Origin of the sequence: Streptomyces sp. NBC_00654, from assembly GCF_026341775.1 — a bacterium.
Classification (GTDB): domain Bacteria; phylum Actinomycetota; class Actinomycetes; order Streptomycetales; family Streptomycetaceae; genus Streptomyces.
In genome coordinates this window covers 2,514,863-2,529,639 of record NZ_JAPEOB010000002.1, presented here as the reverse complement: position 1 = coordinate 2,529,639, position 14,777 = coordinate 2,514,863, and the positions used below count along the sequence as shown (strand labels likewise).

10 protein-coding genes are annotated in these 14,777 nt (G+C 71.9%); 7 read left to right on the top strand and 3 right to left on the bottom strand.

Annotated elements, in window-relative coordinates; all coding sequences use genetic code 11:
• Positions 1–335: 335 nt before the first annotated feature.
• The 3 genes from OHA98_RS31550 to hemW all read left to right on the top strand — a co-directional run bounded on the left by OHA98_RS31550 (position 336) and on the right by hemW (position 5,836).
• A complete protein-coding gene (locus tag OHA98_RS31550; RefSeq protein WP_266930566.1) occupies positions 336–2,225 on the top strand; it encodes a long-chain fatty acid--CoA ligase in 1,890 nt (629 codons plus the stop codon).
• A gap of 257 nt (positions 2,226–2,482) precedes the next feature.
• Positions 2,483–4,426: a SpoIIE family protein phosphatase gene (locus OHA98_RS31545; RefSeq protein ID WP_266930564.1), complete on the top strand. Its 1,944-nt coding sequence runs from the start codon at positions 2,483–2,485 to the stop codon at positions 4,424–4,426.
• 168 nt (positions 4,427–4,594) lie between these two features.
• Positions 4,595–5,836, top strand: a complete 1,242-nt coding sequence (gene hemW / locus OHA98_RS31540) for a radical SAM family heme chaperone HemW (protein WP_266930562.1) — start codon at positions 4,595–4,597, stop codon at positions 5,834–5,836.
• 36 nt (positions 5,837–5,872) lie between these two features.
• Here the strand turns inward: hemW and OHA98_RS31535 are convergent, their stop codons facing one another.
• From OHA98_RS31535 to OHA98_RS31525, 3 genes are all read right to left on the bottom strand, one after another.
• Positions 5,873–8,776, bottom strand: a complete 2,904-nt coding sequence (locus OHA98_RS31535) for a hypothetical protein (RefSeq protein WP_266930561.1) — start codon at positions 8,774–8,776, stop codon at positions 5,873–5,875.
• Between the two features lie 121 nt (positions 8,777–8,897).
• Positions 8,898–9,716, bottom strand: coding sequence for a DUF3097 domain-containing protein (locus OHA98_RS31530; RefSeq protein ID WP_266930560.1), 819 nt, complete (start codon positions 9,714–9,716; stop codon positions 8,898–8,900).
• Between the two features lie 41 nt (positions 9,717–9,757).
• On the bottom strand, positions 9,758–10,489 hold the full coding sequence (locus tag OHA98_RS31525; protein ID WP_266930559.1) for an MBL fold metallo-hydrolase: 732 nt from the start codon (positions 10,487–10,489) through the stop codon (positions 9,758–9,760).
• A 164-nt stretch (positions 10,490–10,653) separates the two neighbouring features.
• Here OHA98_RS31525 and hrcA point away from each other — a divergent pair, with 164 nt between their 5' ends.
• From hrcA to OHA98_RS31505, 4 genes are all read left to right on the top strand, one after another.
• A complete protein-coding gene (gene hrcA, locus OHA98_RS31520) occupies positions 10,654–11,670 on the top strand; it encodes a heat-inducible transcriptional repressor HrcA (RefSeq protein WP_266930557.1) in 1,017 nt (338 codons plus the stop codon).
• Positions 11,671–12,810 (top strand): molecular chaperone DnaJ, encoded by a 1,140-nt coding sequence (gene dnaJ, locus OHA98_RS31515; RefSeq protein WP_266930555.1) that lies wholly within the window; start codon positions 11,671–11,673, stop codon positions 12,808–12,810.
• Positions 12,811–12,941: 131 nt separating this feature from the next.
• The gene (locus OHA98_RS31510; RefSeq protein ID WP_266930554.1) at positions 12,942–14,015 is read left to right on the top strand and encodes a nitronate monooxygenase; all 1,074 of its coding nucleotides are present in this window, start codon (positions 12,942–12,944) and stop codon (positions 14,013–14,015) included.
• A complete protein-coding gene (locus tag OHA98_RS31505) occupies positions 14,012–14,758 on the top strand; it encodes a 16S rRNA (uracil(1498)-N(3))-methyltransferase (RefSeq protein ID WP_266930552.1) in 747 nt (248 codons plus the stop codon). The genes OHA98_RS31510 and OHA98_RS31505 overlap by 4 nt, the downstream gene beginning before the upstream one ends.
• Positions 14,759–14,777: the final 19 nt, after the last annotated feature.

Here is a 14,777-nt window from a genome sequence, read left to right as displayed (position 1 = left end):
GATGAGTAGCCCAACGGGCCCCTGTGCCGCAGAACCCTGCGGCACAGGGGCCCGTTCGTTATGAAGCGGCGGCCCATTGCCTCTTACGCGGCGGTCCCGTGCGCCTTACCCTGATCACGACTCGTTGGTTACTCGCCAGTTAAGCAAGCGTGTCCGGACGGGACCCCTGAGCCGGACGGGACCCCCAGCCGGTACGCCGGTGCGGACGGCGCACGGCAGAACCAGCAGCACGCGCAGGACGAGAAGCAGGAACCGCAGCCAGAAGAAGAATCAGCAGAAGCAGCCGCATACCAAGAAGCCGGTCGAAGCAATGCCGCAGGCCCGGAGGACGCGTCGTGAGCGACACACAGACCTTGATCGATAACCGACCGCCCTCGGTGGCGACTCTCTTCATCGACCGCGTGGCGGCCACCCCGGACGGGGAGGCGTACCGCTACCCGGTGCCCGCGGCCTCGGGCGGGGGGCGCGACGAGTGGAAGTCGCTGAGCTGGAAGCAGGCCGCCGAGCGGGTCTACGCGATCGCCGCCGGGCTGATCGCGCTCGGGGTGCAGCCGGAGCAGCGCATCGCGCTCGCCTCCTCCACCCGGGTGGAGTGGATCCTCATCGACCTCGGCGTGATGTGCGCGGGCGGCGCGACCACCACGGTCTACCCCTCCACCAACACCGAGGAGTCCGCCTTCATCCTGGCGGACTCCGAGAGCCGGGTCCTGATCGCGGAGGACGCCGCGCAGCTGGCGAAGGCCCGTGAGGCCCGCGCCGATCTGCCCGGCCTCGGCCACGTCGTGGTCATCGACCCGGCGGGCGTCGAGCCCGCCGAGGACGACCCGGAGGGCTGGATCCTCACCCTCGCCGAGCTGGAGGCCCGGGGTGCCGAGCACCTGGCGAAGCACCCGGACGCGATCACCGAGCGGGTCTCCGCCATCACGGCCGACCAGCTGGCCACCCTGATCTACACCTCGGGCACCACGGGCCGTCCCAAGGGCGTACGGCTCCCGCACGACAACTGGTCGTACATGGCCAAGGCCACCGTGGCGACCGGTCTCATCACCGCGGACGACGTGCAGTACCTCTGGCTGCCCCTCGCGCACGTCTTCGGCAAGGTGCTCACCTCCGGCCAGATCGAGGTCGGTCATGTGACCGCGATCGACGGCCGGATCGACAAGATCATCGAGAATCTGCCGGTCGTCCAGCCGACCTACATGGCCGCCGTCCCCCGGATCTTCGAGAAGGTCTACAACGGGGTCGCCTCCAAGGCGCGGGCCGGTGGCGGAGCCAAGTACAAGATCTTCCTGTGGGCGGCAGGCGTCGCCCGGGAGTACGCGAAGGTCTCCCAGGACAACTTCCGGCGCACCGGCAAGGCGTCCGTCCCCTTCGCGCTCGGCGCCAAGCACAAGGTCGCCGACGCGCTTGTCTTCGCCAAGATCCGTGATGCCTTCGGCGGCAGGCTGCGCGCCTGTATCTCCGGTTCCGCGGCGCTCGCCCCCGACATCGGCTACTTCTTCGCCGGGGCGGGGGTTCACATCCTGGAGGGCTACGGTCTGACCGAGACCAGCGCAGCCTCCTTCTGCAACCCGGGCGAGGCCTACCGCACCGGCACCGTCGGCAAGCCGCTTCCCGGCACCGAGGTACGGATCGCGGACGACGGCGAGGTCCTGCTGCGCGGTCCCGGCGTCATGCAGGGCTACCACCAGCAGCCCGAGAAGACCGCCGAGGTCCTGGAATCGGACGGCTGGCTGCACACCGGCGACATCGGTGAGCTGTCCGTGGACGGCTATCTCCGGATCACCGACCGCAAGAAGGACCTCATCAAGACGTCCGGCGGCAAGTACGTCGCCCCGGCGGAGGTCGAGGGCCAGTTCAAGGCGGTGTGCCCGTTCGTCTCCAACATCCTGGTGCACGGCGCGGACCGTAACTTCTGTTCCGCGCTCATCGCCCTCGACGGGCCCACCATCCTCGGCTGGGCCGCCGAGAACGGCATGGAGGGCAAGTCGTACGCCGACGTGGTGGCGGCACCCGCGACGGTCGAGCTCATCGAGGGCTATGTGAAGCGCCTCAACGAGGGCCTCCAGCGCTGGCAGACCATCAAGAAGTTCCGACTGCTGCCGCGCGACCTCGATGTCGAGCACGGCGAACTGACCCCCAGCCTCAAGCTGAAGCGGCCGGTCGTCGAGCGCGAGTACAAGCCGCTCATCGAGGAGATGTACGCGGGCTCGCGCGAAGCGTGACGCCCGCGCCGCACGGCGCCGGGTGGCCGTGCGGCGGTACGCGTGTGGCGGGGGATGGCGACGGTGCGGGCGGGAACGGCAGAGTGTGTACGGGTCTGCCGCCCGTCCGGTCCGCCGCGTTCCTCTTTGTGTCGCATTACGTTCGCACGTGCTCGATTTTCTGCCCACTTCGGTAACTCGGTGCTTATGTACGCGCTCGGTCTGTCACGCTGTCGTTGTTGTCGGCGGCGTTTCGTCAGACCGGTAGGAGCCGCACCGTGGGGCCCATTCCCTTGCAGCGGGACATCGTTCACCGTCCCGGCACCGCCGGTGCCGGCCATTTCGACGACCCGCGCCTGGTCAGTTGCACGAGCCTGCCCGGAATACCTCTCGCCCCGTCCGCGGCGCGCAGGTTCGTGCGCGCCGCGCTCGCTGAGTGGACCGGGACCGGGGTGCCCGCCGCCGCGGGCTTCACCGACCGGCTGGAAGACGACGCGGTGACCGTCGCCAACGAGCTGGTCACCAACGCCGTCGTGCACGCGGGCACGACCGTCGACCTGGTCCTGCGCCTGGAGGAGGCGGACGACGAGGAGCCCGCGGCCCTGCTCCTGGAGGTCACCGACCACCACCCGGCCCGCGCGGTGAGCGGGGAGCCTTCCGGGGCCGCCGCCGGCCCGTCGCCCACCGAGCGGCCGGACCCCGCCGAGTACGGCCGCGGACTGCAGCTCGTCGCCACGCTCGCCGAAGCCTGGGGCATCACCTACCGCACCGGCCGCAAGACCGTCTGGGCCCGCCTTCCCGTCGACGGCTGGACCGCCCCGCCCTTCCCGTCCGAGGAGGACACCCTGCCGCGCGGTCTGCGGGCGGCCGAGATCCTCGCCCCCGACGTCGGGCGCGCCGAACGCGACGACGCGGGCTGGGACAGCCGGGGCGCGCTCTCCTTCCTCGCCGAGGCGTCCGACCTGCTGGCGGGCCAGCTCGACGAGGACCTCGTGGCGGCCATAGCGGGTCAGCTGCTGGTGCCCAGGCTCGCCGACTGGTGCGCCATCTGGCTGGAGAGCGAGGGCGCGGGGCCCGCCGCGGCACCCCGGCTCGCCCGCGTCTGGCACAGCGACGAGACCGGCACCGAGCCCTTGCGGACGGTGCTGGAGAAGGAGCCCCTCCGGCTGCCGGGCAGCGCCGGTTCCGGACCCGTGTCCGTGCCGTGGCCCACCGGCGGCGGCGCCTTCGAGGGGGAGCCGGCCACGGAGCCCGGCGCCCGTGACGGGGCCGCCCTCGCCTTCCGGATCACCACGGGCGGCCGCTCGCTGGGCGCCGTACTCGTCGGCCGGGAAGGCGTCGCCCGGGTGCCCGACGAGGTGGCCGCGCTGATCGAGGACTTCGTACGCCGCCTCGGCCTCGCCGTCGGTGCCGCCCGCGCCTACACCCGCCAGGCCACCATCAGCCGCATCCTCCAGCGCGGCCTGCTGCCCAGCAAGGTCGCCGAGATCCCCGGAGTCACCAGCGCACTGGTCTACGAGCCGAGCGACGACGGTGTGGTCGGGGGTGACTTCTACGACATCTTCCCGTGCCCCGGGGACCGCTGGTGCTTCGTCCTCGGCGATGTCCAGGGGAGCGGCCCCGAGGCCGCGGTCGTCACCGGGCTCGCCCGCCCGTGGCTGCGGCTCCTGTCCCGGGAGGGCTTCGGTGTCGGCGAGGTCCTGGACCGGCTCAACCGGCTGCTCCTCGACGACGCCATGGAGGCCGCCGAGGCCGCGGCCCTGATGGTCGCGGCGGCCGGCGGGCAGCAGCTCCAGGACAGCTCCCAGTCCCGGTTCCTCTCCCTGCTGTACGGGGAGATCGTCCCGCTCCCGGACGGCGGGGTGCGCTGCACCGTGGCCAGCGCGGGCCACCCGCTGCCCCTGCTGCTGCGCCCCGACGGCTCCGTGCGCCCCGCCGCCGATCCCCAGGTGCTGCTCGGCGTCGTCGAGGACGTGGCGTACGAGAGCCAGAGCTTCGACCTGGCGCCCGGTGACGCGCTGCTCTGCGTCACCGACGGGGTGACCGAGCGGCGCTCGGGGCGGCTCCTGTTCGACGACGGGGACGGGCTCGCCCGGGTGCTGTCCGGCTGCGCGGGGCTGCCCGCGGAGGCCATCGCGGACCGGATCAAACGGGCCGTCCACGAGTTCGCCGAGCTGCCGCCGGACGACGACGTGGCCCTGATGGTGCTCCGGGCCGACTGAGGACGGCCCGGGCGCCACCCGGCCTGCCCGCCGGCCCCCGGCCCGAACCCCCGGCCCGAACCCCCGACCGCGCCCGCCGGCCCCGCACCGGACGGCGGCCGCTCGGGGCGTCCGGTCGGGGCGGCCGCTCGGGGCAGCCGGTCGGGGTCGGTCCGGCGGCGAGTGACAATGGACGGTATGCCTTCCGTACTGCCCGATGGTGAGCCCGTGCCCGACGACGGGGCGCTGCCCCGCCACGCCCTGGAAGGCGCCGCCGGCCGCCCGCTCGGCTTCTACCTGCATGTGCCCTACTGCGCCACCCGCTGCGGCTACTGCGATTTCAACACCTACACCGCCACCGAGCTGCGCGGCTCCGGCGGAGCCCTGGCCTCCCGCGACAACTACGCCACGCACCTGATCGAGGAGGTCCGCCAGGCCCGCAAGGTCCTGGGCGACGACCCCCGGCCGGTGCGGACCGTCTTCGTCGGCGGCGGCACCCCCACGTTGCTGCCCGCCGCCGATCTCGTACGGATGCTGGCGGCGATCCGTGACGAGTTCGGGCTCGCGGACGACGCCGAGATCACCACCGAGGCCAACCCGGAGTCCGTCGGCCCGGCCTACCTGGCCGAGCTGCGGGAGGGCGGCTTCAACCGGGTCTCCTTCGGCATGCAGAGTGCCCGGCAGCACGTCCTGAAGATCCTGGACCGTACGCACACCCCCGGGCGCCCCGAGGCCTGTGTGGCCGAGGCCAGGGCGGCGGGCTTCGACCATGTCAATCTCGATCTGATCTACGGCACCCCCGGCGAGTCCGACGACGACTGGCGGGCCTCCCTGGACGCGGCCATCGGCGCGGGCCCCGACCATGTGTCGGCCTATGCCCTGATCGTCGAGGAGGGCACCCAGCTCGCCCGGCGCATCCGGCGCGGCGAGATCCCGATGACCGACGACGACGCGCACGCCGACCGGTACCTGATCGCGGACGAGGCGATGGCCGCCGCGGGCTTCTCCTGGTACGAGGTGTCCAACTGGGCCCGGACGCCCGAAGGCCGCTGCCTGCACAACGAGCTGTACTGGCGCGGCGCCGACTGGTGGGGCGCCGGGCCGGGCGCGCACAGCCACGTGGGCGGCGTGCGCTGGTGGAACGTGAAGCACCCGGGGGCGTACGCACAGGCCCTGGCCGAGGGCCGCTCACCCGGGGCCGGGCGCGAGATCCTCGCCGACGAGGACCGCCGGGTCGAGCGGATCCTGCTGGAACTGCGGCTGCGCGAGGGCTGCCCGCTGTCGCTGCTGAGGCCGGACGGCCTCGCGGCCTCGCGCCGGGCGCTCTCGGACGGGCTGCTGGAGACCGGCCCGTACGAGGAGGGGCGCGCGGTCCTCACCCTGCGCGGGCGGCTGCTCGCCGACGCGGTGGTGCGGGACCTGGTGGACTGAGGCCCCCCACGCCCCACGCTCCCCCGGAAGCCGCCCCTACGGCTTGCAGTCCTGCGCCGTCAGGGCCTTCGGCATACCCGCCGCCTTGCCGCACAGCACGGTCCGCACGGCGTCCGGCCCGGGGCGGACCACCTTGATGATGTTGAGGCCGTGCATGTTCTCGGAGACGGAGGCCTTGTCCCTGCTGAAGGTGATCGTCCCGGTGGGCATGTTGTTGAGTTCGACCGTGTGCAGCGTGGCCCAGGTCTCCGCGGCGCTCCTGCGGGTGTCACCGCGGGCGGCGGCGTTGTACAGGGCGGCCGTCGCACTGTAGGCCATGATGGTCTGCCCGCTGGCGAACAGCTCGTCGTCGTGCGCGGGCGTGCCCGCCGGCAGCGCCTTCAGTTCCTTGTCGGGGTGCAGGGCGCCGAGCGACCTGCGGGCATCGCCGTAGAACCCGGGGTTGCCGCCCTTGTCCAGCGGGGCCAGCGAGCTGTGGTAGAGCGTGACGTTCCTGGCGATTGCCGTGCTGTCCTCGAAGGTGCCCTTCGTCAGGTCGTCGCCCGTGAACACCGTCATGGGTTTGCCGGAGCAGCCCGTGGTCTCCGAGAGGCCCTTCATCAGGTTCGGGACGTCCTCGACGCGTCCGGCGAAGTACAGGGCGTCCGGTACCGGTTTCTGCTCGCACAGACTGGTCACCGGGCCGTTGAGGCCGGCGCCGTCGGAGATCTTGTACGTGACGTCGTCGCCGACGTCGAAGCCGGCCTTCTTGAGCATCTTCCGGCCGGCATCGCGCTGTTCGGCCGTGTACCTGTCCTTGTCGCCGTTGCGCAGGGCCCGGGACAGGACGAGTGCGTGCGGGGTGAGCTTCTTCTTCCTGAGCCTGTCGGCGATCTGCCGGGCGACCAGGCCCAGCGCGTACGCCTGTTCCTCGTCGGTCGCGGCGAGCCCGAAGTAGTTCGGGTGGGTGAGGGGCAGATCGCTGCTCGAATTGGTGGTGTCGACCAGCGCGAGCCCGGCGGTCCTGAGTATCTCGGTGGCGGTGTCGCTCTCCTGGGTGTTGCGGCCGAAGCCGACCACGCCCACGACGCTCGGGTCCCGCTCGGCCACCTCGACGATCTTCTTCACCGCGGTCATCTGGCGGAGCATGTCCTGGCCGCCGTTGGCCGTGAGGACCCGCAGTTTGACGGGCCCCCGTACCGTCTTGTTCACGGCGTGCTGGAGGAGATAGACGCCGGTGAGCTCCTCAAGTCCCTTGCGGGTGAGGCTCTCGTCGCCGTTCCTCGCGGTGAGCGGACCCGCGTAGACGGCGGTCACGAAGTTCTCACCCGGCCCGATGTCGGCGTTCTCCTCGCGGATCGCCCGCTCGATCCGCTCGAAGGTGATGCCCTTGCCCACCCCGCTCAGCCCCAGGCCGTTGCCCCGGGCGAAGAGCACCTCGGGGGACGTGGCCACCCCGACGCACTCCCTGTCGTCCCCGGATCCGCTCCAGATCGCATCCGTGTTGCGGTCGGTCAGCGGTCCGTGGCAGTACTCGTTCTGCCAGTGCACGCTCCACAGGAAGGTCCCCAGCAGACTGCCCACGAGGACGAACACCACCGCCGTCCGCGACATCAGCCACCATGCCCAGGTCCGGCCGACCCGGCAGGTGACGAGTTCCGCGTGCGCGTGCTCATGGGTCAGCTTGGCCGTGGACAGCGGCAGCCGGAGCACCCAGGCGAGCGTCGCGGCGGCGACGGGGGACTGGCCCAGGCTCAGTGTGTCGACCCAGCGGTCGTAACGGGCCCGTGCCGCCGCGGAACCCGCGGCGCTGTTCGCCGGGGGCTGCTCCGGCGGCAGCGGCGGTGTGTGCCGCATGATCTGGGCGGCCGGCAGGGAGGCCAGCAGAAGCAGCGGGTCCACCTCGCTGCGCCGTGAACGTACGTTGTTGATCGCGTTGATCAGCAGGATGCCGCCGTTGTCATGGGTGGCCCTGGGCAGGAACACCACCGGCGGGACCGTGCGCTTGCTGCGCCGCCAGTCCAGCGTGTGCGGCCGGTAGTTGTGCAGCAGGTCCTCCAGCAGCGCCTGGACCCGCAGCTCCAGATGGAACTGGCGCGCGTGCTCGACGCCCGGGTGATGGTCGTCCTGGTGCGCGTCGGCCACCCGCTCGGCGACCGCCGCCGCCCGTGCCCGGATCACCCGCCAGGAGCCGCTGGGCGAGAGGCGCGACCAGCCGTCCGACGGGTGCCCCGTACTGGACGCGGCCAGCGAGGACGTGGTCGCGAACCACCGGCTGGCCCGGCGCAGCCACAGCAGCGGCGGGGCGGCGTTGCTCAGCAGCCGTACGACCGCCAGACCGAGCAGCGAGGCGGCCGCCACCACGGCGGTCAGCAGCCAGCTGATCTCGCCGAGCACCCCGGTGAGCGCCGCGATGAAGGCGGCGCCCGCGAACGTCTCCGGCCGGACCGAGGTCCGCAGGGAGTACCACGGGTCGTTGCTCCGCGGCCGGCCGGTCCGCCAGCGCAGCTGGCCCAGCTGCTCCAGAATCCTCTCCTCGCGCCCGCGCGCCGAGCCGCCGCCGGGCTGGGAGATGACCGTCGCGGTGGCCTGCTCGATGGCGCCGAGGAGGCGTGAGCGGGGGAAGGAGAAGGGCTTGTACTGCGAGTTCTTCCGGGTCTCCCACGGTTCCTCGGTCAGTGTGCGCACCATGTCGAGCGCGGCCTCGTACGCCTTCGAGGAGTCGCCGTCGAGCAGCCGCACGGGGACCCTGCGCAGCGCGTTGGCCTCGTGGATCTGGCGCACGATCTGCTCGACCCGGTCGTCGGTCTCGGGCCCGACATCGGCGTCGGCCGCCTGGGCGACCACCAGCGGCATCACCGGCCGGTTGACCTTGTACTGGTCGATGAGGTGCTGCATCAGGTGGAAGACGGCGGAGGCCGCCTCGTTCTCCGCACTGCCCTGCCAGACCTCGCGCGTCATAGCCCCCGTGCCTCCCCGTCGCCCGCCGTGCCCCTCTTCTCTCCTCAATAGCCGACGGTACTCATGCGCCGCAGGTGTTCACCGGGATCGGTATCGGATCCTCGTCAACAACCTCGGCGCATCAGGCCGGAAGGGTGACGAAATCGATCAATTCCTCTACGCGGCCCAGGAGTTGTGGCTCAAGATCCCGATAGGAGTGCACCTTGGAGAGGATGTGCTGCCAGGCCGCACCGGTGTTCTCCGGCCAGCCCAGAGACCGGCACACCCCCGTCTTCCAGTCCTGTCCGCGCGGCACCACCGGCCAGCCGGAGATTCCCACCGAGGAAGGCTTCACCGCCTCCCAGACGTCGATGTACGGGTGGCCCACCACCAGCACATCGGCGTCCGACACCTGACCGGCGATCCGGGACTCCTTGGAGCCCGGCACCAGATGGTCCACCAGCACCCCCAGCCGGGCATCAGGACCCGGCGAGAACGCGCGCACGATCGCCGGGAGGTCGTCGACGCCCTCCAGATACTCGACCACCACGCCCTCGATCCGGAGGTCGTCGCCCCACACCCGCTCGACCAGCTCCGCGTCGTGCCGGCCCTCCACATAGATCCGCCCGGCGCGCGCCACCCGCGCCCGCGCCCCCGGCACCGCCACCGAGCCGGAGGCCGTACGCGCGGGCCGGACGGGACCGGCCGCCGACGGGCGTACGAGCGTGACCACCCGGCCCTCCAGCAGGAAGCCGCGCGGCTCCATCGGGAACACCCGGTGCTTGCCGAAGCGGTCCTCCAGGGTGACCGTGGGGCCCTGGGCCGTCTTCTCGCAGCGGATCACGGCACCGCAGAAACCGGTGGAGACCTCCTCCACGACCAGATCGGGCTCGGCGGGGACCTCCGGGGCGGGGGCGGACTTCTTCCACGGCGGGGTCAGGTCCGGCTGGTAGCTGCGCATGGCACGACGATAAGGCCGGCCGGGCCCGCCCCGGGGGTCCCTCACGACACGCCGAAGCGCTCCGCCAGCCGGTCCCGCTGCGCCCGTACGAACGCCGCGTCCACCACCGCCCCGTGCCCCGGTACGTACAGCGCGTCCTCGCCGCCGAGCGCCAGCAGCCTGTCCAGCGCGGCGGGCCAGCGGGAGGTGACCGCGTCCCGGCCCGCCTGCGGTTCGCCGGACTCCTCGACCAGATCACCGCAGAGCACCACGGCCCGCTCCCCGCCCGCGCCCGGCACCAGCGCCGCCAGATCGTGGCCGGTGTGTCCCGGTCCGGCGTCGGCCAGCAGGACCTGCCGCCCGCCGCCGAGGTCGAGCGTCCACTCCCCGCACACCTCGTGGCGCGGGGCCACCAGGACGTCCACCGCCTGCGCGGCCTCCTCCTCGGGCACTCCGTGGCGTACGGCGGAGGCGCACAGCTCCTCCGCCCCGCGCGCCAGGAGAGCGGCGAGGCCGGCCGATCCGTACACCTCGGCCCCGGCGAACACCGCGGTGCCCAGCACATGATCGAAATGGGGGTGGCTCAGTGCGACATGTGTCACTCTCCGCCCGAGCAACCCCTCCGCCTGGTTCCGCAGCTCCACCCCCTCGCGCAGCGTCGACCCGGTGTCGTAGAGCAGCGCGCCGTCCGCTCCGGCCACCAGCGCGACCGTCGCATCCCACCCCGGGAGCCGCCGCCGGCCCACTCCGTGGCCCAACCGCTCCCAGCCGAACTCTTCCCAAGAGACGTCCATACGGCGACGCTATCGGCAACGACCTGCGCGGTCCCGGGGTAGCGTGGCCGGTCGCCCTTGCCTGGGGGGCACCCCGCCCCCGTACACTGGCCGGGGGGATTGCTGGCACTCGAACGCACAGAGTGCCAGGCAGACACCGGAGACGACAGCTGGAGGTGTGCGCGATGCTCAGCGAACGCAGACTCGAAGTGCTGCGCGCCATCGTCCAGGACTATGTCGGCACCGAGGAGCCCGTCGGCTCCAAGGCGCTCACGGAACGGCACAAGCTGGGGGTCTCCCCGGCCACCGTCCGCAACGACATGGCGGTGCTGGAGGACGAGGGCTTCATCGCCCAGCCGCACACCAGTGCGGGGCGCATCCCGACGGACAAGGGCTACCGGCTCTTCGTCGACCGGCTCGCGGGCGTCAAGCCGCTCTCCTCGCCGGAGCGCCGGGCCATCCAGAATTTCCTCGACGGCGCGGTCGACCTCGACGATGTCGTGGGCCGGACCGTACGGCTGCTCGCGCAGCTGACCCGGCAGGTCGCCGTGGTGCAGTACCCCTCGCTGACCCGTTCGACGGTGCGGCACGTGGAGCTGCTCGCGCTGGCCCCCGCCCGGCTGATGCTGGTGCTGATCACCGACACCGGCCGGGTCGAACAGCGTATGATCGACTGCCCTGCGCCGTTCGGCGAGACCTCTCTCGCCGATCTGCGGGCCCGGCTCAACAGCCGGGTCGTCGGACGCCGTTTCACGGACGTCCCGCAGCTGGTGCAGGAGCTGCCGGAATCCTTCGACAGTGAGGACCGGGCCACCGTCTCCACGGTGCTCTCCGTCCTTCTCGAAACACTGGTCGAGGAGACGGAGGAGCGGCTGATGATCGGTGGCACCTCCAACCTCACCCGCTTCGGGCACGACTTCCCTGTGATGATCCGGCCGGTGCTGGAAGCACTGGAGGAACAGGTGGTCCTGCTGAAGCTGCTCGGTGAGGCAACGGACTCGGGCATGACCGTACGTATCGGGCACGAGAACGCCCACGAGGGCCTCAACTCCACGTCCGTCGTCGCGGTCGGCTACGGTTCGGGCGACGAGGCAGTCGCCAAACTCGGCGTGGTCGGACCGACCCGCATGGACTACCCCGGAACGATGGGAGCGGTACGCGCAGTGGCACGTTACGTCGGACAGATCCTGGCGGAGTCGTAAGTGGCCACGGACTACTACGCCGTACTCGGCGTGCGCCGCGACGCATCTCAGGACGAGATCAAGAAGGCATTCCGGCGGCTCGCCCGCGAGCTGCACCCGGATGTCAACCCGGACCCGAAGACCCAGGAGCGGTTCAAGGAGATCAACGCCGCCTACGAGGTGTTGTCGGACCCGCAGAAGAAGCAGGTCTACGACCTCGGCGGCGACCCGCTGTCCGCCTCCGGCGGCGCGGGTGGCGCGGGCGGTTTCGGAGCCGGTGGCTTCGGCAACTTCTCCGACATCATGGACGCGTTCTTCGGCACGGCCTCGCAGCGCGGCCCCCGTTCGCGCACCCGGCGCGGCCAGGACGCGATGATCCGGCTGGAGATCGACCTCTCCGAGGCGGCCTTCGGCACCACCAAGGACATCCAGGTCGACACGGCGGTCGTCTGTACGACGTGCAGCGGCGAGGGCGCGGCCCCCGGCACCTCCGCGCAGACCTGTGACATGTGCCGAGGGCGCGGCGAGGTGTCCCAGGTCACCCGGTCCTTCCTGGGCCAGGTCATGACCTCACGGCCCTGCCCGCAGTGCCAGGGCTTCGGTACGGTCGTGCCGACGCCGTGCCCGGAGTGCGCCGGTGACGGCCGCATCCGCTCCCGGCGCACGCTCACGGTGAAGATCCCCGCGGGCGTGGACAACGGCACCCGTATCCAGCTCGCGGGCGAGGGCGAGGTCGGCCCCGGCGGCGGCCCGGCCGGGGATCTGTACGTCGAGATCCACGAGCTGTCGCACGCGGTGTTCCAGCGGCGCGGCGACGATCTGCACTGCACGGTCACCATCCCCATGACGGCGGCCTCGCTCGGCACCAAGGTGCCGCTGGAGACGCTCGACGGCCTGGAGGAGATCGACATCAGGCCGGGCACCCAGTCCGGCCAGTCGGTTCCGCTGCACGGGCGCGGCATCACGCATCTGCGCGGCGGCGGTCGTGGCGATCTGATCGTGCACGTCGAGGTGCTGACCCCGTCCAAGCTGGACCCGGAGCAGGAGCGGCTGCTGCGCGAACTGGCGAAGCTGCGCGGCGAGGAGCGGCCGACCGGCCAGTTTCAGCCAGGTCAGCAAGGGCTGTTCTCCCGGCTGAAGGACGCCTTCAACGGCCGCTGAGCCGGTCTTGCCCTGTCACCGCACCGCCCGCCGGTCCTGTACCGGCGGGCGGTGCGGCGTACAGCGGTATACCGGTCACGCTGTCCCATGGCTGATTCGGCCCTGTGCGCCGGACATGGCACGATGCGGTCATGTCCTCCGAGTTGACCGATCTCTGCCGGTATCCGATCGTGCAGGCCCCGATGGCGGGCGGCGTCTCGTCCCCGGAGCTCGTCGGCGCCGTCGCCGAAGCCGGCGCGCTGGGCTTCCTCGCCGCCGGGTACAAGACGACGGACGGCATGTACAACGAGATCAAGCACGTCCGCAGGCTGACCGGCCGGCCGTTCGGCGTCAACCTCTTCATGCCGCAGCCCGCGCTCGCCGATCCGAGCGCCGTCGAGGTCTACTGCCAACAGCTCGCCGGTGAGGCCCTCTGGTACGAGACCCCGCTCGGCGACCCGGACACCAGCGGCGACGACGGCTACGAGGCCAAGGTCGCGATCCTCCTGGAGGACCCGGTCCCCGCGGTCTCCTTCACCTTCGGCTGCCCCACCCGCGACACGCTGGACGCCTTCGCCAAGGCGGGCACATACACCATCGTGACGGTCACCAGCGCCGAGGAGGCGCAGTGCGCCCAGTGGGCGGGCGCCGACGCCCTCTGCGTCCAGGGCGTCGAGGCGGGCGGACACCAGTCCACGCACCGCGACGACCCGCAGGCCGACAACACCGGCATCGGGCTGCTCTCCCTCGTCACCCAGGTCCGCGAGACCGTGCAGTTGCCGGTCATCGCGGCGGGCGGGATGATGCGTGGCTCCCAGATCGCCGGGGCGCTCGCGGCCGGGGCGGACGCGGCACAGCTCGGTACGGCCTTCCTCATCTGCCCCGAGTCCGGGGCACATCCGGTGCACAAGCAGTCCCTGACCAACCCGCTGTTCGTCCGGACTGCCCTGACCCGGGCCTTCTCCGGCCGTCCCGCCCGCGGGCTGGTCAACCGCTTCATCACCGAACACGGCCCCTACGCCCCCGCCGCCTACCCGCAGGTGCACTATGTGACCAGCGGGCTGCGCAAGGCGGCGGCCCGGACCGGCGACGCCCAGGGCATGGCACTGTGGGCCGGGCAAGGACACCGGATGGCACGCGAGCTGCCCGCCGGAGAGCTGATCGAACTGCTCGCCGCCGAACTGGAAGCCGCCCGGGTGGCAGTGAGCGGAAGGAGTGCCGAGTGACGGCACCGGTCTTCGTCGTCGAACGGATGCCCAGCGGGCCCGAGTTCGTCCTGGACGGTCCCGAGGGACGGCACGCCGTCTCCGTGAAGCGGCTGCACGCCGGTGAGGACGTCGTCCTGACGGACGGTCTGGGCCGGTGGGCCGAGGGCGTCGTACGGGCCGCCGAGGGCAAGGACCGGCTCCTGGTGACGGACCTCGCGACGGTCCACGAGGAGCCCGGACCCAGCCCCCGTATCACCGTCGTCCAGGCCCTCCCCAAGGGCGACCGCGGCGAGGTCGCCGTGGAGACCATGACGGAGACGGGCATCGACGCGATCGTCCCGTGGCAGGCCGCCCGCTGCATCACGCAGTGGAAGGGCGACCGCGGCCTCAAGTCCCTGGCGAAGTGGCGCAGTACGGCACGGGAGGCGGGGAAGCAGTCCCGGCGGGTCCGGTTCCCCGAGGTCGCGGAGGCGATGACGACCAAGCAGGTCGCCGCGCTGCTGGCCGCGGCGGACTTCGCGGGCGTGCTGCACGAGGACCGCGACTGCGACAGCGAACCGCTCGCCACCGCCGAACTCCCGGCGCACGGCGAGATCGTGCTCGTCGTCGGCCCCGAGGGCGGCGTCTCCCCGCAGGAACTCGCGGCCTTCGCCGAGGCGGGCGCGCGGACCTACCGGCTGGGCCGCAGCGTGCTGCGCACCTCCACCGCGGGGACGGCGGCGGCGGCCCTGCTGCTGGGCCGCACCGGACGCTGGGGCTGAGGTTCCGGAAGGGCGGAGT

What these genes read in the sequence shown, in the direction of transcription:
- hemW (WP_266930562.1), top strand. Translation starts at nt 4,595, where the DNA reads ATGGACGGTATGCCTTCCGTACTGCCCGATGGTGAGCCCGTGCCCGAC.
- OHA98_RS31535 (WP_266930561.1), bottom strand. Translation starts at nt 8,776, where the DNA reads ATGACGCGCGAGGTCTGGCAGGGCAGTGCGGAGAACGAGGCGGCCTCC.
- OHA98_RS31530 (WP_266930560.1), bottom strand. Translation starts at nt 9,716, where the DNA reads ATGCGCAGCTACCAGCCGGACCTGACCCCGCCGTGGAAGAAGTCCGCC.
- OHA98_RS31525 (WP_266930559.1), bottom strand. Translation starts at nt 10,489, where the DNA reads ATGGACGTCTCTTGGGAAGAGTTCGGCTGGGAGCGGTTGGGCCACGGA.
- hrcA (WP_266930557.1), top strand. Translation starts at nt 10,654, where the DNA reads ATGCTCAGCGAACGCAGACTCGAAGTGCTGCGCGCCATCGTCCAGGAC.
- OHA98_RS31510 (WP_266930554.1), top strand. Translation starts at nt 12,942, where the DNA reads ATGTCCTCCGAGTTGACCGATCTCTGCCGGTATCCGATCGTGCAGGCC.